The organism is Streptomyces sp. SID13031, assembly GCF_010548305.1.
Classification (GTDB): Bacteria; Actinomycetota; Actinomycetes; order Propionibacteriales; family Kribbellaceae; genus Kribbella.
Genome location: NZ_JAAGLV010000003.1, coordinates 15,568 through 34,724 on the forward strand (window position 1 = coordinate 15,568; position 19,157 = coordinate 34,724).

The window sequence follows — 19,157 nt, forward strand, 5'->3', positions numbered from 1 at the left end:
TGTGGTGGACAGGGACGGGTGGAGCCACACCGAGATGGTCGAGGCGTGCCGGCTGGTTCTGAACGCCGTACAAGGAACAGTGACCGAGTACGAGACCGACGTGCCTCTCACCGCCCCCGACTGGCCCGCGGAGGTGGTGGCAGCGGCCGATGTCCTACGCGGCGTCGCAAGCCGAACCGGGCGGGTTGAAAAGAGCGGCTACGCGGAGACCGGGCTTGTCCGGATGGCCTCTGATGAGCTCTGGTCGGCATTCGTGACCTTCGCCCCCTGGGCGTACTCCGCCACTGCCTCGGATGACAGCGGACGGGTCGTGTCTCTTGCCGATGAAAGCCAGTCGATCGTCGTGTACCTGGACGGGCCCCAACTGGAAGTCCTCCGCCAGGTGATCGAACCCACGAGATTGGTTCCGGAAAAGGAATGGCGGGCGGTACAGAAACAACGTCGCAAGCGCTGAGTGGCCCGCCCGGCATCAGCCCTCGGTCACGAGTACTGCGGGCGACGTGGACCGAACCACGAGAGCGGCAGCCGCCAAACTGGTGCCGGAATGATCATCAGTGGCAATGACGCAGAGCCGCGCAGCACTCCCATCCCGAACCGCAGACCACCTCTGAACGCTCTCGAACCAAACCTCGCGGCCCGGGACAGGTAGCGACCCGCATGGCGCTTCGCACGTCCCCAGAGGTGGCGCCCGAGCGCCCTGAACCCTTCACGCGCGCTGAAAGTGCTTCTTCGATCCGGACTTGTTGAAGTGCCACTTGTTGTCTTTGTCCCACTCGATCGCCCGGATCCCTTGCCAGCCGACGAATTGACAAGAAGCCCGGCCAGCTGTCTCCGCATGTTCAGGCGAAGAAGCCCTGCAAAAGCAGGCGGTCGACCCGCCTCGCGACAGACGCGAAGTGGTCGCACAAGCATGAGATACCCCACAGGCGGACGGGCTCAGATTGGGTTCAGGCGTTGGCTGCCAGGCGGATGTGGTTGGCGAGGGCTTTGATGGGTGGGGTGGTTTGGGGGGTGGCGTAGCAAATGAGGTGGGAGCGGGTGGCCCAGGGGTCTGTCAGGCGGGTGATGTCCAGGGCTGGGTTTCCGTCTACTGAGCGGAGGGGGGCTACGGCTAGGCCTACGCCGGCTGTGGCGAGGGTTATCAGGGTGTGGAGGGTTGGGACGAGGGTGCGGTAGCGGGGAGCCGGGGCGTGGGGGCCTAGGCGGCGGTCCATCCAGGTGCGGAGGGTGGAGCCTAGGTCCAGGCCGATCATGGGGTGTTCGGCTACCTCGGCGTACGTCATCGTCTTACGGCCGGTCAGTAGGCCGCCTGCCTGGCCGATGACTACCAGGGAGTCGTCTACCAGGGGTTCGGTGCGCAGGGTGGTGCCGGTGGTTTCGTCGTCGTCCAGGACTATGCCCAGGTCGGCTTTGCCTTCCGCGAGCAGGCGTAGGGAGCGCGGAGTGCGCTGCTCCGAGACGGTTACGTCGTGTTCTGGGTACTCACGTAGGAAGGATGCGAGGGCGGCTGGGACCACTCGGTGCATGGCTGAGCCGCCGGAGACCAGGATCAGCGGGCGGGAGCGAGCGGCGGTGTAGCTGGCGACGGCGCTGTCCAGGCGGGCGGTTTGGGCCAGTACTTCGCGGGCGTGGCGGGCGAGCGTCGTACCGGCTGGTGTTGGGCGCACTCCACGGCGTTCGCGGATCAGCAGCGGGACGTCGGCGTGGGCCTCGAGTGCTCTGACCCGTGCGCTGGCCGAAGGCAGGCTCAGGTGCATCTGCAGGGCGCCGGCCGTGATCGAGCCTTGGTCCACTACTTGGACAAACAGTCGCAGGTCGTCGAGGTCATAACGCATACCCGACAGCCTACGTCTCAGGCAGAGGCTGGCTGAGGCAAAAACGCATTGTGCTCCTTACCCGGCTCCCCGATGCTCGGAGGGTGACCGCCCTGCTGATCGTGCTGCTCGCCGGGATCGCGGCCGGTGCGCTCAACTCCGTCGGCGGCGGTGGGAGCTTCGTCGCGTTCCCCGCGCTGGTGGCGGTCGGGGTCGGCGCGGTCACCGCCAACGCTGCGACCACCGTCGCCCTGCTGCCCGGCGGGCTGGCCAGCCTCTGGGTCTACCGCCGCGATCTCGAGCCACTGCCCAGTACGTCGATCCGCGTGCTGACCTGGACCAGCGTCGTCGGCGGCGCGCTCGGCGCGGTACTGCTGCTCGCCCTGCCTTCCGAGTCCTTCGACGCGGTCGTACCGTGGCTGCTCGCCTTCGCCACCCTCGTACTCGCCTTCGGCCGCCGGGTCGCCAAGTCCTTGAAGACGAGGATCGCCGGCCGCCCCACGATCATGGCCGGCCAACTGTTGCTCTCGATCTACGGCGGGTACTTCGGCGGCGCGTCCGGGCTCATGATGGTCGCGTTCTGGAGCGTTGCCGCGAGCATCGACCCCGCCCGGGTCAACCCGCTGCGAATGGCCCAGATGGCGGCCATCTACCTGACCGCCGGGGCCGTCTTCCTGGTCGCCTCGGACGTGCTCACCGAGGCGGTCAAACTGCTCGTCATGCTCACCGGCGCGATCCTCGGCGGCTTCGGTGGCGCCACCATCGCCCGCAAACTGCCCACCCCCGTACTCCGGGGGATCGTGGTGACCTCGGCGGCCGCGATGACCGTCGGGTACTTCGTGGTGACGTCGTGATCAGCGAGGAATCCCTGGCCCGCCTGGCGATCGCGTGGGAGGCCTGCCAGCTCGCCGAGACAGCGCGCACCGCCGTCACGCTCGACGGCGACCTGATGGCGCAGGCGCAGGTCGTACTGCAAGCCGCGGAGCGCTACGCGGCAGCCGTCCACGCCTTCACCTCCCGGGAGGCGGCCGGGTCGGTGCCCGGGTGCTGGGGTGGCAGCTTGCGCGAGTACGCCGAAGAGGCGGCTGCGGATCTGGACGACTGGGTGATCCGGCACAGCGACGGCGATGATCCAGGACCCGTACCGATCTCCGGCCGACTGGCAGATGCACCGTGAACCACAACGTCCGGAGAACCCGCTAGCTGGGTTCTCCGGACGCTGTCGTTCTCAGTCGATCAGGCCTTTGACGATCGTCGTCATCCGGTCGACCGGGATGGCGAAGCCGATGCCGATGCTGCCGGAGCGAGACGATGTGCCCAGCGTCGCGATGGCGGTGTTGACGCCGACCACCTGACCGGCCGCGTTCACCAGCGGGCCGCCCGAGTTGCCCGGGTTGATCGCCGCGTCGGTCTGGATCGCCGACTGCCGGTTGCCGTTGTCGCCGAACCGGGCCTGCCGGTCGACAGCACTGACGATGCCGGCCGTCACCGTTCCCTCCAGCCCGAGTGGTGAGCCGACCGCCAGTACCGGGTCGCCCACATGGAGCTGCGAGGACCGGCCGAGCGTGAGCGCCCGCAGTCCCTCGACGTTGCCGCTGACCTGGAGGACGGCGAGGTCGTTGTCGGCGTCGACGCCGATGATGCTCGCGTCCACCGCTCGCCCGTTGGACAGCACCAGTGACACATTGCTCGCTCCCTCCACCACGTGCGCGTTCGTGACCACGTGGCCTTGCTGGTCGATCGCGAACCCGGAGCCGGTCGCCTGGCCGGCGCGCACCGACACCACGCCCGGCAACACGCTCGCCGCAGCCGTCGCGATCGAACCCTGCTCAGTACCGGCCGACGGTGCTGCTGCTTGGGGCAACTCAACCGAGGCTGTCTCCGACGGCGAGTCGCCCCAGTTGCCCGTGACCGCTCCGGCTAGACCGCCGGCTAGTACGGACAGTGCGATACCGGTGGCGAGTACACGGCCAGTACGACGTACCGGCGGTGGTGGGACCGTCACCCCGGCCCGAGGTACCGCGGCCGGAGAGGGGGGAGCCAGCCAGGCGGGGGCCGGGGTGACGGTGAAGGGGACGCCCGGTACGGGTCCATCGGGCAGGGCGGTGGGCGGAGCAGTGGGCGGGGCGGTCGGCGGGGTGCCGGGCTGGTAGTGCGGCCCGCGGAAGGGGAAACCGAGATGAGGGCTCACAGGAGGGCTCCAAAGGAGTTAAGGCAGTCGCGAGAACCACAGCAGCGACGCCAGGCCGGCCAGCAGTGCGACGGCCAGGGCGATTCCCGCCACCAGGTTGGTGATCTCGCGTTCCTCGGTGGTCCAGCCGATCGACGACTGGAGGTCGGAGTAGACGGAGCGCAGTTCCTCGTCACTCTCCGCGGAGTAGAAGGAACCGGAGGTCGCGTCGGCCAGCCCGCGCAGCGAGTCGGAGTCGGCGGGGACCGGGATGTTCCGGCCATCGAGGTTCACCGTGCCATCGGGCGTGCCGTAGGCGATCGTCGTGACCGGTACGCCGGCCTGCGCGGCGGCTTGGGCGGCTTCGTCGATCGGGCGGCCCGCCGTGTTGCCACCGTCGGACAGCAGCACGATCCGGCTCGGCGGCGGGTCGGTGGCCGCGTCGGCGTCCAGGTTCTTCACCGCGGCCAGGCTGGTCAGGACGGCCTCGCCGATCGCGGTGCTGTCAGTCATCGTGAGGCGGTTGATCGCATCGATCGTCGCCTGGTGGTTCGTGCTCGGCGGTGCGACGACGTTCGCAGTACGGGCGAAGGAGACGAGCCCGACGTTGAACTTCTCGGGCAGGCTGTTCACGAACTCGGTCGCGGCGCTCTTGGCGACCTCGAAGCGGTTCGGCTCGACGTCGGTCGCGGCCATCGAGTTGGAGATGTCCATCGCGACCACGATGGTGGCGCGTTCGCGCGGTACCCGGACGTCGGTGACCGGGCGGGCGATCGCGATCGTCAGCACGGTCAGCGCCGCGAGGAAGGCGAACGCGGGCGCGTGCCGGCGCCACCCCGGGCTCTTGGGTGCGACCTTCTCCAGCATCGGCAGGGTCGCGAACCGGACGGCGTAGGTGCTGCGGCGGCGTTGCGCGAAAACGTACGCCACGACCAGAGCCGCGACGATCAGCAGCAGCCAGAGCCACAGCGGTTGCTCGAATTTCATCTGATTCCGGTCCTCCCTCGAGGGCAACGGCGGGTGCTGGCGCGACGCCTTGCGGTGGCGAAGGCGGCGACGTCGCGGACCCAGTCGGTGTCCGTGCGCAGGACGAGATGCGCTGCGCCGGCGGCACGGATCGCTTGGGTGGTGCGCTCACGGTGATCACGCATCGCAGCGGCATACCGCTCCCGCAGCTTGCGGTTGCTGGTCTGTACTTCGCGCCGCTGGCCGGTCTCCGGGTCGACCAGGGTCAGGAGCCCGACCTCGGGCAGCTCGAGTTCCCGCGGGTCGAGGATCTCGACGGCGATCACCTCGTGCCGCGCAGTCAGTCGACGGAGGGGGACTTCCCAGCCTTCGGTGTGAAAGTCCGAGACGACTACCCGCAGCCCGGGTCTCGGGTGCTCGCGGTTGAGGCGGGTGATGGCGTGCGCGAGATCCGTGGCGGGGTGCTCACCTGGCGTTGCTCTAGGCAACGACAACAGCGCGCGCAGGGTACGCCGGAGAGCCGCCGTGCCGCTCACGCCGGGGATCCTTCGTACTTCGTTGCCCAGCGCAACCCGCACGCCGAGGCGGTTGCCGGGGCGGTCTGCCAGCAGGCCTACTGCGCCGACGATGGCGACGGCGAGGTCGCGCTTCTCGGAGAGCGCAGTACCGAAGTCCATGCTGGCGGAGGCGTCGACCAGCGCCCAGGTCTCCAGCTCGCGCTCGGCCAGTGGCGCCCGGACGTGTGGCTCGAGCGATCGCGCGGTGACGTTCCAGTCCATCCGGCGGACGTCGTCCGCGCCGGCCTGGTACGGCCTTGCCTCGTTCGGTTCGCTGCCCGGGCCGCTCCGCAGGCCGGTGATCTCGCCGTGCAGGAAGCCTTCCAGCTTCCGCCTCACCGAGAGCTCCAGCGAGCGGAGCGCCCGCTCCCGCCCGGCCAGCAGGTCGGGACCTGTCATGCCGCTGACCCCTGCTGCTGCTGCGGGGTCTGATCAGCCGGTACTACGTGCGGCTGCTCGATCGCCTGCAGCACCCGCGACACCACGGTTCGCGGATCGATGCCGTCGGCAAGCGCATCGAAGGTCAGCACCAGGCGATGCGCCATCACGTCGTGCGCCACGTCATACACGTCAGCAGGGAGCACGTAGTCGCGGCCGCGCAGCAGAGCGAGCGCACGACCCGCCGCGACCAGGCCCAGCGTCGCCCGTGGGCTCACGCCGAACTCCAGTACACCGGCGAGATCGTTGATCCCGTACTGCTGCGGCACTCGCGTCGCGTGCACCAGCCGGACGACGTACTCCGCCACGGCGTTGTGCACGAAGACGTCTTCCGTTGCCTCCTGCAACTCGGTCACCATGGCCGGCGTCAGGACCGCGTTCGCATGCGGCCGGTGCGAGCTCATCCGCTGCAGGATCGTGAGCTCCTCCAGCGGCGTCGGGTAGTCGACGGTGATCTTCAGCAGGAACCGGTCCCGCTGCGCCTCGGGCAACGCGTAGACGCCCTCGGACTCGATCGGGTTCTGGGTGGCGAGCACGATGAACGGCTCGGGCAGCGGGTAGCTGACGCCACCGATGCTGACCTGGTTCTCGGCCATTGCCTCCAGCAACGCCGACTGCACCTTGGCGGGGGCGCGGTTGATCTCGTCGGCGAGCACGAGGTTGGCGAAGATCGGGCCGAGCTCGGTGTCGAAGCTCTCCGCGGACGGCCGCCAGATCCTGGTCCCGACGATGTCACCCGGTACCAGGTCAGGGGTGAACTGCAACCGGGCGAACCGGCCGCCGATCACCTCGGCCAGGGTCCGGACGGCGAGCGTCTTGGCGACGCCGGGAACGCCTTCCAGCAGACAGTGGCCACGGGCAAGCAACCCGACGAGCATCCGCTCCACCAACTGGTCCTGCCCGACGACGACCCGCTTCACCTCGAAGAGGGCGCGCTCGAGTACTGCGGTCATGCGTTGCTCTGCGGGTTGGCCTGGCTGTCCGAGCCCTGCTCGGGCTGGCTGGGCTGAGCGCCCTGCTGGCCGCCCGAGCCGGCCTTGTCCGGGCAGTCCTTGCCGTCGCGCGCCGTGCCGTCACGACCTTGCGGGGCGGCGCTGGATCCGTCGCTCGGCGTGGTGCTCGGCGTACCGGCCGACGGGCCTTCCTCCACAGTCACATAGCCCTGGTCGGGCGCCGGGTCATTGCCGGCGGCATACGCGACGCCGCCCACACCCAACGCGGCGGCGGCGATCGCAGTACCGAGCAGGAGGCGCTTGCCGGGGAGATTCATGCTGACTCCTTCGAGGTCGAATGATGGAACCAATTCATCAGGTGGCCCCGAAAACGACCGGAAAGCAGAGCGAAAGTCCAGCGAAAGCGCACCCGGCTTTCCGCAGCCTGCGCCGCTACCTTGGACTCGTGCGATTACTGGTGGTGGAAGACGAGGAAGGCCTGGTCAGCGCGCTGCGCTCGGGTCTCGGCCGGGCCGGCTACGCGGTGGATGCCGCGCTGACCGGCGCCGAGGCGGTCGAGAAGCTCGCCACCACGCCGTACGACCTGGCGATTCTCGACATCACGCTGCCGGACACGAGCGGCCTCGACCTGTGCCGCGCAGTACGGCGTGGTGAGATCGAGGTCGCGTCCGGGCGCGAACTGCGGGTGCTGATGCTGACCGCGCGCGCCTCGCTCGCCGACCGGGTGCGCGGGCTCGACGAGGGTGCCGACGACTACCTGACCAAGCCGTTCGCGCTGGTCGAGTTGCTGGCCCGGATCCGTGCGCTGTTGCGTCGCGATGTGACGAACGGGACGACGCAGCTGCATGTCGGCGACCTCGTACTGGACAGCTCGCGTCACCTCGCGACTCGCGCCGGGAGGGAGCTTCCGCTGACGCTGAAGGAGTTCGGCGTACTGCGGTATCTGATGTCGCGGCCCGGTCATGTCGTGTCGGCCGAGGAGCTGCTGGAGCACGTGTGGGACGAGAACGCGGATCCGTTCACCCAGAGCGTGCGGGTCACGGTCGGGACGTTGCGGCGCAAGCTGACGCTGGAGGGCGAGGATCCCCTGCTGGAAACGGTGATCGGGCGCGGTTACCGGCTCAGAGGTGACGTATGAGAAGGCTTGCCCGGCCGACGCTGCCCAGCTGGACGCAGACGATCCGCTTCCGCTTGACGCTGGCCTATTCCGCAGTACTGATCGGACTGTCCGCACTCGTTCTCGGCAGCCTGTACTTCGCGCTGTCGGCCTACCTCGACCCGAAGCCGCTCAACCCGATCACCGTCAAGAAGGTCTACCACGACGAGCACGGCGAGCTGAAGGTCAAGGACGGCCAGACGATCCAGGCGGCCGACCTGTCCAGCATCCAGTCGGCGGTGAACTTCGAGACCCTGGAGACCCTGAAGACCTACTCGGCGGGCGGCATGGGCGTGCTGCTGGTCCTCAGCCTCGGGACCGGCTGGTGGTTGTCGGGTCGTGCGCTGCGGCCGGTACGCCGGATCACCGCGACGGCTCAGGACATCTCGGCGACCGACCTGTCCCGCCGGATCGCGATGGACGGTCCGCGTGACGAGCTGCGGAGCCTCGCGGACACGGTCGACGACATGCTCGAGCGGCTGGAGTCCGCCTTCGTCGCGCAACGGCAACTGGTCGACGACGCGTCGCATGAGCTGCGCAATCCGTTGGCGGTGATCCAGGCCAATGTGGACGCAGTACTGGCTCATGACGACACGACCGCGGAGGATCGGGCGCAGGCCACCGCGATCGTCTCGCGCGCGATCCAGCGGATGACGCGGCTGGTCGAGGACCTGCTGGCGTCTGCTCGCCGGTCGTCGCCCGCTTTCGTCGACGCGGATGTGGATCTGGCCGCGATCGCCGGCGAGGCGGCGGAGGAGTACGCGCTGCTCGCCGCTGATCGCGAGCTTCGGCTGGTACGACGCCTGTCGCCCGGGCCGATCGCCGCCGGGGATGCTCAGGCGCTCCGCCGGGCGGTGGACAACCTGCTCTCCAACGCGGTCCGGTTGGCACGGGGTGGGAGCGAGCTCGTGTTGGCCGTCGGGAGTCGCAACGGCTGGGCCTGGATCGCCGTACGGGACGAGGGCCCGGGGATCGCCGACGAGGACACCGATCGCGTCTTCGACCGCTTCTTCCGCTCCGGCCAACGCCAGCCACCCTCGACCGTCCCACTCACCGACCCCTCCAGCGGTCCGTCAACCAGCCAACGCCGAGCAGGCCTCGGCCTGGCCATCGTCCGCCAGATCGCCGAATCCCACGGCGGCACAGTCGCCCTGCACTCCGAGGTAGGCACCGGCTCAACCTTCATCCTCTGGCTCCCCGAACGCTCCCTCACCAACACCACCCGCAGCTCCCCCACCCCACCCACCGAAGACCCCCTCGGCCCCCGCCCCTAGTCCTCCCCACGCGTTCCTCCTACGCCGCGCAGCCCGACCACGATGGTGCTCGCCGGCCGATGAGGAGGGCAGCCGCGATCAGGAGCAGGAGTGCGCCGAGGCCGCCCAGGAGGTATGAGTCCGTCGATCAGCGGTACTCAGCGGCGAGGAGCGGACGGGTTCCGGCCAGTACAGCGGCGTAGCGCCCGCGGACCGCGGCAGCTTCGTCATCGGTCATCACCTGCGACTCTGGCTTGCTCATAGAGACATCCCAGGTAGGCAGGTTGCCCGAGACGGCCCAGGCGGCCTGGCGAGCCGCGCCTAGCGCGACGTACTCGGCTGGCTCAGGTAGTACGACCGGTGCACCCAGTAGAGCCGGCGCTAGAGCCTGTACTGCGCGGGAGCGCGCCGCTCCGCCGAGGAGCAGGACCCGGTGGACGGGGAGCCCCTGGGCTCGGAGGGCGTCGACCGCGTCGGCCAGGCCGCACAGCATGCCCTCGACCGCGGCGCGCGCCATCGTGGCGGGCTGGGCGGTGGTACGGGTGAGGCCGTAGACGAGGCCGGTCGAGTGTGGGAGGTCTGGGGTCCGCTCGCCGTCCAGGTAGGGCAGCATGACGAGGCCGTTGCTGCCGGTGGAGGTCAGGGCGGCCTCGTCCAATGCGGCCAGGTCCAGGCCGAGCAGTTGGGCCGTTGCCGAGAGCACCCGGGCCGCGTTCAGCGTGCAGACCAGCGGCAGGTAGCCGCCGGTGGCGTCCGCGAAGCCGGCGACGAAGCCACTCGGGTCGGTGGTCGGCGCCGCAGACCGAGCAAACGCAGTACCGCTCGTACCCAGCGAGACAGCCACATCGCCAGGCTGGAGATCAAGGCCGAGGGCAGCAGCCATGTTGTCGCCAGTGCCGGCAGCAAGAGCAGCACCGAAGGCGGTCTGGCCGACGATCTCGGAAGGGCCGGCGACGCGCGGCAGCTGCAGTGAGCGGCCGAAGGCGAGCTCGACCAGGTCGGGCCGGTAGTCGTTCAAAGTCGGCGACCACCAACCGGTACCGGAGACGTCACCCCGATCCGTCGTCAGATCGGCGATGCCCGACCGGTCAGCGGCGAGCTGGTGGGTCAGCCAATCGTGCGGCAACGCAACAGCCTCGGCCCGAGCGGCCGCATCCGGAGCAGCGCCACGCACCCAACGCAGCTTGGTGACCGTGAAGCTCGGCACCGGCACGGATCCAGTCGCCGCGGCCCAAGCCTCGGGGCCACCCAACTCAGAGACCAGTTCAACCGTCGCATCTGCCGAGCTGGTGTCGTTCCACAGCACCGCCGGGTGGACGGCCACCCCCGCGCCGTCCAGCAGGACCATGCCGTGTTGCTGACCGCCGACCGACAATGCGGAGACTCCGTCGAGCAGTCCCTCGGACGCGAGAGACCAGGCTTTCCACCACTCGGCCGGGTCGACCTGGGTGGCGTCGGGATGCGGCGCGCGGCCCTCCCGTAGTACCTCTCCGGTGTCTGCGTCGCACACGACGACCTTGGTTGCCTGAGTCGAGCAGTCGACTCCGGCAACCAGTCTCGGGTCAGTCATCTAGAGATCCTTTGCTGTGTGGTTTCTGCCCCGCCCCCGCCGCCCCGGTCAGGAATCAAGGTGCCGCAGAACATCGCGGGCGAGGTCGGTCGTCGTCACCAGGGTGCTGACCAGGCCGGCCCGGACCGCGGCGATCACCGCCGGGGCGCGATGGGTCCCCGCGGCCAGCGCGACCCGCTCCGCCGGGCGGCGCAGCTGGTCGACCGAGACCGCGATGATCATCTGTTCCAGCGGTGACTCGACCAGTCTGCCGTCCAGGTCCAGAAGATGCCCGCTGACTTCGGCGATTGCTCCTCCGGCCAAGCCTTCTGCCCGGAGCTCCTCCGACACCGCGTCCCAAACCGTCGAGCAACCCGCGCGCCACGCACCGATGGCGACGACCGAGATGTCCAGGCCGTCGGCCAGTGCCAACGTATCGGCGATGCCGGGCTGCCTGCGCAACGCGGTGACGGCCGCGATGTCGTCAACGACTAGTGGTGCGTGGACGGCGTGCGCAGTACCGCCAGCTAGTGCAGCGGCTCGGCGGGCTAGGTCCATCGTGCTGCCGCCACCTGAGGGTGAATGCAGGGAACCGGCCATCTGGATCACCGTGCAGGCAGGCAGTACGTCGATGTGGTCGACCATCGCGTCGACCGCCCGGCTCCAGGTCAGGCCGAGCAGGTCGCCGGCGCGGACCAGCGGCGCGACCGTCCGTGCGGCCGCCTCGGCCACCTGGTCGCGGACCTGCTCGGGCGATCCGGAGGTGTGCGTGGCGACGCAGTGCGGGATGCCGAGCGCCGACGCCAGCTGGTCCGACAACCCGCGATCGATCGGCGACGGGTTCTTGATCTGGATCTGGACGATGCCCCGGCTGCGCGCGTCCTCGAGCAGCCGGGCGACCTTGAACCGGCTCAGGTCGAGCTGCTTGGCGATCTCGACCTTCGAGGTGTTGTCGAGGTAGTAGCGGCGGGCGACCTCGGCCAGCAACTGGTCGTCGTCATCGCCCTCTCCGAGCAGCTGTCCCCGGCTGTTCACCGTCGCCCCGCCACCAATCCTTCTCCCGTGATTCCCCGGCACCGTAACGGTTCAAGGCCCTTGCCGCGAGCCCCTGTTCAGGTAGTCCGCGCTTCGAGCGTTGCTCGCGCTCCGTGCTCGTGCAAGGAGGCCAGCGCCGAGGTGTAGGCCTGCACGAACCGCTCGTCGTCGACGAGGTCACCGAACAGATCCCGGTCGGACACGAAGAGCAGCGGTTCCTCGCGATTGTGCTGCGCCCGCGCGACCAGTTTGTCCCGCAACCGGTCCACTACCTCGATCGGTTCGCCCTGCTCGTCCACGCCCTCGGCGTACCGGGCCCAGGAGGCGATGACGAGTGCGGCGTGCTCGATCCCGCGATCCGCGGCGAGCTGCTCGCGGACGACGGGCACCAGCCATTTCGGGATCCGGTCGGAGCTCTCCGCGCACAGCCGGGCGAGCGTGTCGCGCACCTCGGGATTCGCGAACCGCTCGATCAGCTGGTGCTTGTACCGATCCAGGTCGACCCCCGGTACCGGCGGCAGCGTCGGCGTACCTTCGGTGTCCATGTAGCCGAGCAGGAAGTCGACGAACAGCTTGTCCTGGCAGACCTCGTGCGCATAGCGATAGCCGGCCAGATACCCCAAGTAACAAAGGGCTTGGTGGCTCGCGTTGAGCAGCCGCAGCTTCATCAGCTCGTACGGCTCGACGTCCTCGACCAACTGCACACCGACATCCTCGTACTGCGGCCTGACGCCACCGAAGTCATCCTCGAGCACCCACTGGGTGAACGGCTCGCACACCACCGGCCAGCCGTCCTCGATCCCGTACTGCGTCGCCAGCGCCTCGCGATCCGCGTCGGCCGTGACCGGCGTGATCCTGTCGACCATGCAGTTCGGGAAGCGCACCTCCTGCTCCAGGAAATCCGCCAGTGCCGGGTCCTTCAATCGAGCGAACGCGGCGAGCATCTTGCGCGCCACATGCCCGTTGCCGGGGATGTTGTCGCACGACATCACCGTGAACGGCTCGACGCCGGCCGCCCGTCGCCGGGCCAGCGCCTCGACGATGAAACCGAACGCGCTCCCCGGCAGCGCGCCCGGCTCCAGGTCCGCCGCCAGGCCGGGGTCGGAGGCGTCCAGCTCCCCGGTCACCTGGTTCACGTGGTACCCGCCCTCGGTGATCGTCAGCGAGACGATCCGGGTGGTCGGGTCGGTCAGCCGGGTCAGTACCGCCTCGGGGTCGTCGGGCGCGAACAGGTAGCCGACGATCGAGCCGATCACCCGCGGCTCCAGCGTCCCGTCGGGGTACTTGACCACCAACGTGTACAGGTGATCCTGGGCCGCCATCACGTCGGCCATGTGCCGGTCGTGCGGCAGTACGCCGACGCCCACGATGCCCCAGTCGAGTGCCTTGCCCTCGTTCATCAGCTTGTCGAGGTACATCGCCTGGTGGGCCCGGTGGAATCCGCCGACCCCGAAATGGACGATGCCGGGGCGTACCGAAGTACGGTCGTACGCCGGTACGCCGACCCGCTCGTCGAGGGAACCCACGCTGGCCGCGCTGAGTTGCTGCACCCTGCCTCCTTTGGCGGACTGCTCCGTCACTTGACCGCCCCGAGCGACAGGCCCTGGACGAGCTTGTCCTGGGCCGCGAAACCGGCGATCAGCACAGGCAGCGAAACCACCAGGGAGGCCGCGCAGACCTTCGCGAGGAACAGGCCCTGACTGGTGACGAAGCCGGTCAGGAACACCGGCGCGGTCTGCGCCACGGTACCCGTGAGGACCCGGGCGAAGAGCAGCTCGTTCCAGCTGAAGATGAAGCAGATCAGCGAAGCGGACGCGATGCCCGGCATCACCACCGGTGCGACCACCGAGCGCAGCGTCCGGATCAGGCCGGCGCCGTCGACCTGGGCCGCCTCCAGGATCTCGACCGGTACTTCGGCCAGGAAGCTGCGCAGCATCCAGACCGCGATCGGCAGGTTCATCGACGTGTAGAGCACGATCAGCAGCCAGATGTTGTCCAGCAGCCCGGCGAACTGCGCGAACAGGTAGATCGGCAGCAGACCGGCGACCACCGGCAGCATCTTGGTGGACAGGAAGAAGAACATCACGTCCGTCCACTTCTTCACCGGCTTGATCGACAGCGCGTACGCCGCCGGGAACGCCAGCAGGATCACCAGCAGCGTCGACAGGATGCTCGCGGTGAGCGAGTTCGCGATCGACGGCCAGGGACCGGAGTCGAAGAACGAGCGGAAGCCGTCGAGCGTCAACGGCGCCGTGACGTCCGGCGGGTTCTTCGCCGCGTCCGTCTCGGCGTGGAACGAGGTGAGCGCCATCCAGAGCACCGGGAGCACGAACAGCACGCCCACGATCCAGGCCAGAAAACTCAGTGCCATCCCGCCGCCGCGGTTCTTCTTGCCCGTCACGATCGTCACTTGACCGCTCATCGGCCCTCCTCCTTGAACAGGGTCGAGACCGACCGCAGTGCGAAGGTCGCGATCAAGATGGTGCCGATCACGACGATGACGCCCGCGGCCGAGGCCCGGCCGTAGTCATGGGCGGTGTAGAAGGTCTGGTAGATCGTGTACGGCAGGTTCGCCGTCCCGAGACCGCCGGACGTGATGGTGAAGACGGCGTCGAAGTTCTGCACGACGTAGATCGAGCCGAGCAGGGCGCTCAGTTCGAGGTACTGCCGCAGGTGCGGCAACGTCATGTACCGGAAGATCGCCCACTTGCTCGCGCCGTCGATCCCCGCGGCCTCGATCACGTCGAGCGGCCGGCTCTGCAGACCGGCCAGCAGGATCAGCATCATGAACGGCGTCCACTGCCAGACCAGCGCGAAGATGACCGACCACAACGGCTGGTTGCTGATCCAGTCCGGCTGCGGCGCGTTGTCGCCGAAGATCCACTTGAGCACGCCATTGAAGAGCCCGTACTCCGGGTTGTACAGGGCGTGCTTCCACAGCAGGGCCGCGGCCACCGGTACGACCAGGAACGGCGTGATCATCATCGTCCGGACCGCACCGCGACCGCGGAACTTGCGGTCGAGCAGCAGCGCGATGCCAAGACCGAGCAGCAGGCTGATCAGCACTACGCCCGCGGTCAGCAGGATGGTCACCCAGATCGCCTGCCGGGTGTTCGCATCCGTCAGCACCCGGCGGAAGTTGTCGATCCCGGCGAAGCTGCGCTCGTCGGGGTAGTAGGCGTTCCAGTTCATGAAGGACGCGATGATCGTGACCACGAACGGCAACTGGGTGACGATGATCATGAAGACCAGCGCTGGCATCAGCGGCGCCCGCCGGGCCCAGTCGCCGGTACTGCGCAGCAGGGTGCCCGGCTTCTTGGGCGGGGTGGCCGCGTGGCGGCCCGGACGTACCTCGGTGTCGACAGACATGTCAGCCCCTCACTTCGCTTCTCTGGCGCGATAGCGCTCGGCCACGTCGTCGGCGAGTCCCTGCCCGCGTTTCAGCGCCTCGTCGACGCTCATCCGGCCGGCGATCGCCGAACTGACGTCCTGGCTGACCTGAGTGCCGAGATCGGGGAACTCGGGGATGTCGACGAACTGGATCCCGATCGCCGGCCGCGGCTGGACACCTGGGTTGCGCGGGTCGGCGTTCTCGATCGCCTGCTTGGTCGGATCCGCGAAGGCCGACGCCTCCTTGCGGTAGTCCGCGTTCTCGTACGTCGAGGCGCGCTTGCCGGCCGGTACCCGGGACCAGCCGAGCTCCTTGCCGACGAGCTCCTCGTACTGCTTGCTGGACGCCCAGGAGATGAACTTCCAGGCGTTGTCCTTCTTCTTGCTCGCCTCCTGGATGCTCCACGACCAGGCGTACAGCCAGCCGGAGCTGGCGGTCTTCACGACCGGCGCGGGGGCGTACCCCATCTTGCCCTTGACGGGTGATCCCGGCGCCTCCAGCGAACCGGCGGCGGAGGTGGCGTCGTACCACATCGCGACGTTGCCCTGGACGAGGTTGTTCAGGCATTCGGTGAAGCCGGCCTGCGGTGCGCCGAGCTCGCCGTGCTCGCGGACCAGGTCGACGTAGAACTTGGTCGCCTCGGTGAACTCCGGCGCGTTGACCTTCGCCTGCCAGTCCGCGGTGAACCAGGTGCCGCCGAAGGTGTTCACCACCGTGGTCAGCGGGGCGAACAGCTGACCCCAGCCGGGCTGGCCGCGCAGGCAGATGCCGCGCATCCCGGGCTCGGCGTTGTCGACCTTCGCGGCGATGTCGGCGACCTGCTGCCAGGTCGGCTTGGCCGGCATCTCGACGCCCTTGGCCTGCAGGATGTCCTTGCGGTACATCAGGAACGACGACTCACCGTAGAAGGGTTCGCCGTAGATCTTGCCGTCGTCGGCCGACATCGACTGGGTCATCGGCTTCAGGACGTCGTCCTGGTCGAAGGCCGAATCCTTGGCGATGTAGTCCGAGAGCGGCGCGATCCACTTGCTCTTGGCATAGATCGGGATCTCGAAGTTGCTCAGCGAGGCGACGTCGTACTGGCCGGCCTGGCTGGAGAACTCCTGGCTGATCTTGTCGCGGACGTCGTTCTCCGGCAGGACCGTGTAGTTGACCTTGATCCCGGTCTCTTTGGTGAAGTTGTCCGCGGTCAGTTTCTGCAGGTCGACCATCTGCGGGTTGTTCACCATCAGCACGTTGATGCTGTCGGCGCCACCACCTCCCGCACCGCCACCCCATCCGGCGCAGCCGCTCACTCCACTCACCAGAAGGAGTGCGACGACTGCACCCCCGATGCGCTTGCGCTGTTCCAGCACGGGCTGCTCCTTCGCGATCGGCGGTCACGCTCATATGAGCAGCAGGCTGCTCATCGTTGAGTGAACCTAATGTTTCCGGGGTGTGTCAAGAGTTCGGGTGACAGCCGAGCGGATCGTTGCTCGTTTGAGCGATCTAGCCTGATCGCGGTCCAGCCGCCACACTGTGCCGTGATGCCTGAGGTCGAGACCCGCCTGCTCGGCGGCACCGCCAACCGTGGCCTGGTGGTGCGGGTCGGCGATACCGTGCGCCGCCCGCTGCGGCCGAGCAGCCCTGCCGTGCACGCACTGCTCGACCACCTCTCCGCTGTCGGGTTCGAGGCGGTACCGGAGTTCCTCGGCGTTGATGCGCAGGGGCGTGAGGTGCTGACGTACGTACCGGGCGAGACCGTGACGGCGCCGTACCCGGCCTGGTCGATGACTTTCGGGGCGCTGGAGAGCGTGGCGCGGTTGCTGAGGCGGTATCACGAGGCGGTGGCCGGGTTCGATCCTGCTGGACATGCCTGGGCTGAGGCTGTGCCTTCCGCGTATGACGATGGGCTGGTCGGCCACAACGATCCGAACCTCGACAACATCGTCTTCCGCGATGGGGTGGCGGTGGCTCTGATCGACTTCGATCTGGCCGGGCCCGGGTCGGCGTTGTGGGATGTCGCGGCCGCGGCTCGCCTGTGGGCGCCGTTGCGTCCCGACGCCGACATCCTGGACGCTCGCCAGGGGCAGAACCTGGCCCGCCTTCGCCGATTCGCCGACGCCTACGGGCTCACTGACACCGACCGCAACCGTCTGGTCGACGCAGCCGCCGCCAACCACATCTGGTGCATGGACTACGTCCGCCGGGGCGCCGAATCCGGCCATCCGTGGTTCCACCAACGCTGGACCACCGGCGAATCCACCCTCACCGACCGAACCAACCACTGGTTCACCACCCACCACGCAACCCTCACGGAAGCCCTGGCCTAGCCCCCTCCCGTCAGCATTTCGACGGTTAACCGCCGAAATGCCGACGGGGAGGTGGGGCTCTTGGCTGGGGTGGGGTTGGGGGAGAATGCGCGGGTGAGTGCTCGGGTGGTATTGCTGGCGGGGCCTTCGGGGGCTGGGAAGTCGCGGTTGGCGGAGGTTGTGGGGTTGCCGGTTGTGCGGCTTGACGACTTCTATCGGGATGGGGACGACGCGGCGATGCCGCGGTCGCCGTTGGGGATCGTCGATTGGGACGATCCTGGGTCCTGGGACGGGGACCGGGCGGTGGCGGCGCTGGAGGTTCTGTGCGCTACGGGAGCCTCGGACATGCCGGTCTATGACATCGCCGCGGACGGGACCGTCGGGCATCGCCCTGTGGAGACAGGGGGATCGCCGTTGGTGATTGCCGAGGGCATCTTCGCTGACCAGGTGGTCGGGGCGTTGCGGGAGCGCGGGTTGCTGGCGGCGGCGATCTGCGTCCGGCACCACCGGATCGTGACGTTCGTACGCCGGTTCCAGCGCGACCTGCGTGAGCGTCGCAAGCCGCCGTTCACCCTGCTGCGACGAGGACTGCTCTTGCTCAAGGACGACCCTCGGGTGGTGAAGCGCTGCGTCGACGCCGGCTGCGAACCCCTGCATCCCAAGGCCGCCCGCCGCCGCATCACCGAACTGCTCGCCGCCGCGACCGCAGGCTGAATCGGCCCTCTGTGCTGGGGGCAATTATCACGTTATGGTCCGGTTCCGCGTGAGCTACGTCATGAAGGGCTAGGGATTTGCCTGGTGTTCACCTTTGTCTGGTGGGCTCACGGCGTAATCCCCTGACCCCTGCGGAGGAATCGTGAGGCGAGTTGCGCCCGGTGTTGCCGCTGCGGTGTGTGTTGGGTTGGCAGCGCTGACCGGCTGTGGGAATGACGCCGGTGCCGCGACCACCCCGGTAGCGGCCAGTACGCCGTCTGCGCCGGCTGATGTGGCGGCCCCGGCTGCCGCTGGTGGCTTGGCTGGATTGGCGGTCGTACCGGGTGGGTTTTTGAAGGGTGATCCCGCTGAGCCGGCCCAGGTGAGCGGGCCGTTCAGCCGGCAGAGCTTCGTCGACACGTTGTCCGCTTCGCCTGCGGAAGACCTTGCGCTGTTGCTGAACGCGGGTTGCAAGGAGGGGTACCAGACCTTCCGGCTCAGCCCGGACCGGCACAAGCGCGTCACGGTGCAACTCTTCAAGGCGGCTTCGAAAGCCAAGGCGGATGACCTGCTCAAGGGCTTCTGGGCTCAGGAAGAGCACACCAAGCCCTTCGCGGTGAAGAACCTGCCTGGAGCGCTGACGGATGCACGGACCGAGGTCGCCGGCGTGACCGGGCAGATCGAGGCGATCGCGGAGGCGAGTATCGCGGTCGGCGGGATGGTCGCCGAGGTCACGGTCAGCCAGACCGGCACGCTGGAGAAGCCACCGGTCCCCGACACCAAGCTCGCCGGCACGATGATCCGCCTGCAGCAGGTCCGCCTGACCACCAAGGCAGGCTGATTCCGCGGCACCCCTGCCCGGGGTGGTGGTCTGCGGTCAGCCTGCCCGGG

General features: G+C 68.4%; 20 protein-coding genes. 8 read left to right on the forward strand and 12 right to left on the reverse strand.

From position 1 onward, the window contains the following. The first annotated feature begins 4 nt into the window (after positions 1-4). Positions 5-454, forward strand: a complete 450-nt coding sequence (locus G3I17_RS07380; protein ID WP_164595178.1) for a hypothetical protein — start codon at positions 5-7, stop codon at positions 452-454. A 493-nt stretch (positions 455-947) separates the two neighbouring features. On the opposite strand, the gene G3I17_RS07385 is transcribed toward G3I17_RS07380, so the two are convergent. Beyond that, positions 948-1,835 carry a LysR family transcriptional regulator gene (locus tag G3I17_RS07385; protein WP_164595179.1) on the reverse strand — a complete coding sequence of 296 codons (888 nt, stop codon included), beginning with the start codon at positions 1,833-1,835 and terminating at the stop codon, positions 948-950. 83 nt (positions 1,836-1,918) lie between these two features. Between G3I17_RS07385 and G3I17_RS07390 the strand changes: the two genes are divergently transcribed. Together G3I17_RS07390 and G3I17_RS07395 are read left to right on the forward strand one after the other, a co-directional pair. Continuing rightward, positions 1,919-2,668: a sulfite exporter TauE/SafE family protein gene (locus G3I17_RS07390; protein ID WP_164595180.1), complete on the forward strand. Its 750-nt coding sequence runs from the start codon at positions 1,919-1,921 to the stop codon at positions 2,666-2,668. Beyond that, the gene (locus G3I17_RS07395) at positions 2,665-2,991 is read left to right on the forward strand and encodes a hypothetical protein (protein WP_164595181.1); all 327 of its coding nucleotides are present in this window, start codon (positions 2,665-2,667) and stop codon (positions 2,989-2,991) included. Before G3I17_RS07390 ends, G3I17_RS07395 begins: the two co-directional genes overlap by 4 nt. A 51-nt stretch (positions 2,992-3,042) precedes the next feature. Here the strand turns inward: G3I17_RS07395 and G3I17_RS42015 are convergent, their stop codons facing one another. Genes G3I17_RS42015 through G3I17_RS07420 form a run of 5 tightly spaced genes read right to left on the reverse strand, consistent with a single transcriptional unit; the run spans position 3,043 to position 7,215 of the window. Continuing rightward, positions 3,043-4,005, reverse strand: coding sequence for a trypsin-like peptidase domain-containing protein (locus tag G3I17_RS42015; RefSeq protein ID WP_164595182.1), 963 nt, complete (start codon positions 4,003-4,005; stop codon positions 3,043-3,045). 18 nt (positions 4,006-4,023) lie between these two features. Then, a complete protein-coding gene (locus G3I17_RS07405; protein ID WP_164595183.1) occupies positions 4,024-4,971 on the reverse strand; it encodes a VWA domain-containing protein in 948 nt (315 codons plus the stop codon). After that, on the reverse strand, positions 4,968-5,906 hold the full coding sequence (locus G3I17_RS07410) for a DUF58 domain-containing protein (RefSeq protein ID WP_164595184.1): 939 nt from the start codon (positions 5,904-5,906) through the stop codon (positions 4,968-4,970). The genes G3I17_RS07405 and G3I17_RS07410 overlap by 4 nt, the downstream gene beginning before the upstream one ends. Then, positions 5,903-6,898, reverse strand: a complete 996-nt coding sequence (locus G3I17_RS07415; protein ID WP_164595185.1) for a MoxR family ATPase — start codon at positions 6,896-6,898, stop codon at positions 5,903-5,905. The genes G3I17_RS07410 and G3I17_RS07415 overlap by 4 nt, the downstream gene beginning before the upstream one ends. After that, a complete protein-coding gene (locus G3I17_RS07420; protein WP_164595186.1) occupies positions 6,895-7,215 on the reverse strand; it encodes a hypothetical protein in 321 nt (106 codons plus the stop codon). The genes G3I17_RS07415 and G3I17_RS07420 overlap by 4 nt, the downstream gene beginning before the upstream one ends. Positions 7,216-7,343: 128 nt before the next feature. Here G3I17_RS07420 and G3I17_RS07425 point away from each other — a divergent pair, with 128 nt between their 5' ends. Together G3I17_RS07425 and G3I17_RS07430 are read left to right on the forward strand one after the other, a co-directional pair. Next, positions 7,344-8,036, forward strand: coding sequence for a response regulator transcription factor (locus G3I17_RS07425; protein WP_164595187.1), 693 nt, complete (start codon positions 7,344-7,346; stop codon positions 8,034-8,036). After that, a complete protein-coding gene (locus G3I17_RS07430; RefSeq protein ID WP_164595188.1) occupies positions 8,033-9,328 on the forward strand; it encodes a HAMP domain-containing sensor histidine kinase in 1,296 nt (431 codons plus the stop codon). The genes G3I17_RS07425 and G3I17_RS07430 overlap by 4 nt, the downstream gene beginning before the upstream one ends. Before the next feature lie 127 nt (positions 9,329-9,455). Here the strand turns inward: G3I17_RS07430 and G3I17_RS07435 are convergent, their stop codons facing one another. From G3I17_RS07435 to G3I17_RS07460, 6 genes are all read right to left on the reverse strand, one after another. Then, complete coding sequence (locus G3I17_RS07435; protein ID WP_164595189.1) at positions 9,456-10,877, reverse strand: FGGY family carbohydrate kinase; 1,422 nt, start codon at positions 10,875-10,877, stop codon at positions 9,456-9,458. 48 nt (positions 10,878-10,925) lie between these two features. Further along, positions 10,926-11,891 (reverse strand): sugar-binding domain-containing protein, encoded by a 966-nt coding sequence (locus G3I17_RS07440; protein ID WP_164595190.1) that lies wholly within the window; start codon positions 11,889-11,891, stop codon positions 10,926-10,928. Between the two features lie 77 nt (positions 11,892-11,968). Continuing rightward, entirely contained in the window at positions 11,969-13,441 is a 1,473-nt protein-coding gene (locus G3I17_RS07445; protein ID WP_164595191.1) for a mannitol dehydrogenase family protein, read from the reverse strand. A gap of 26 nt (positions 13,442-13,467) precedes the next feature. Beyond that, entirely contained in the window at positions 13,468-14,262 is a 795-nt protein-coding gene (locus G3I17_RS07450) for a carbohydrate ABC transporter permease (protein ID WP_239062334.1), read from the reverse strand. Between the two features lie 47 nt (positions 14,263-14,309). Then, the gene (locus G3I17_RS07455) at positions 14,310-15,260 is read right to left on the reverse strand and encodes a sugar ABC transporter permease (protein WP_164595193.1); all 951 of its coding nucleotides are present in this window, start codon (positions 15,258-15,260) and stop codon (positions 14,310-14,312) included. Positions 15,261-15,269: 9 nt separating this feature from the next. Further along, the gene (locus tag G3I17_RS07460; protein WP_239062335.1) at positions 15,270-16,589 is read right to left on the reverse strand and encodes a sugar ABC transporter substrate-binding protein; all 1,320 of its coding nucleotides are present in this window, start codon (positions 16,587-16,589) and stop codon (positions 15,270-15,272) included. Between the two features lie 219 nt (positions 16,590-16,808). Here G3I17_RS07460 and G3I17_RS07465 point away from each other — a divergent pair, with 219 nt between their 5' ends. From G3I17_RS07465 to G3I17_RS07475, 3 genes are all read left to right on the forward strand, one after another. Further along, positions 16,809-17,594 carry an aminoglycoside phosphotransferase family protein gene (locus tag G3I17_RS07465; protein ID WP_164595195.1) on the forward strand — a complete coding sequence of 262 codons (786 nt, stop codon included), beginning with the start codon at positions 16,809-16,811 and terminating at the stop codon, positions 17,592-17,594. A 93-nt stretch (positions 17,595-17,687) separates the two neighbouring features. Next, positions 17,688-18,287 (forward strand): ATP-binding protein, encoded by a 600-nt coding sequence (locus G3I17_RS07470; RefSeq protein ID WP_343238232.1) that lies wholly within the window; start codon positions 17,688-17,690, stop codon positions 18,285-18,287. 142 nt (positions 18,288-18,429) lie between these two features. Next, positions 18,430-19,107: a hypothetical protein gene (locus tag G3I17_RS07475; protein ID WP_164595196.1), complete on the forward strand. Its 678-nt coding sequence runs from the start codon at positions 18,430-18,432 to the stop codon at positions 19,105-19,107. Positions 19,108-19,157: the final 50 nt, after the last annotated feature.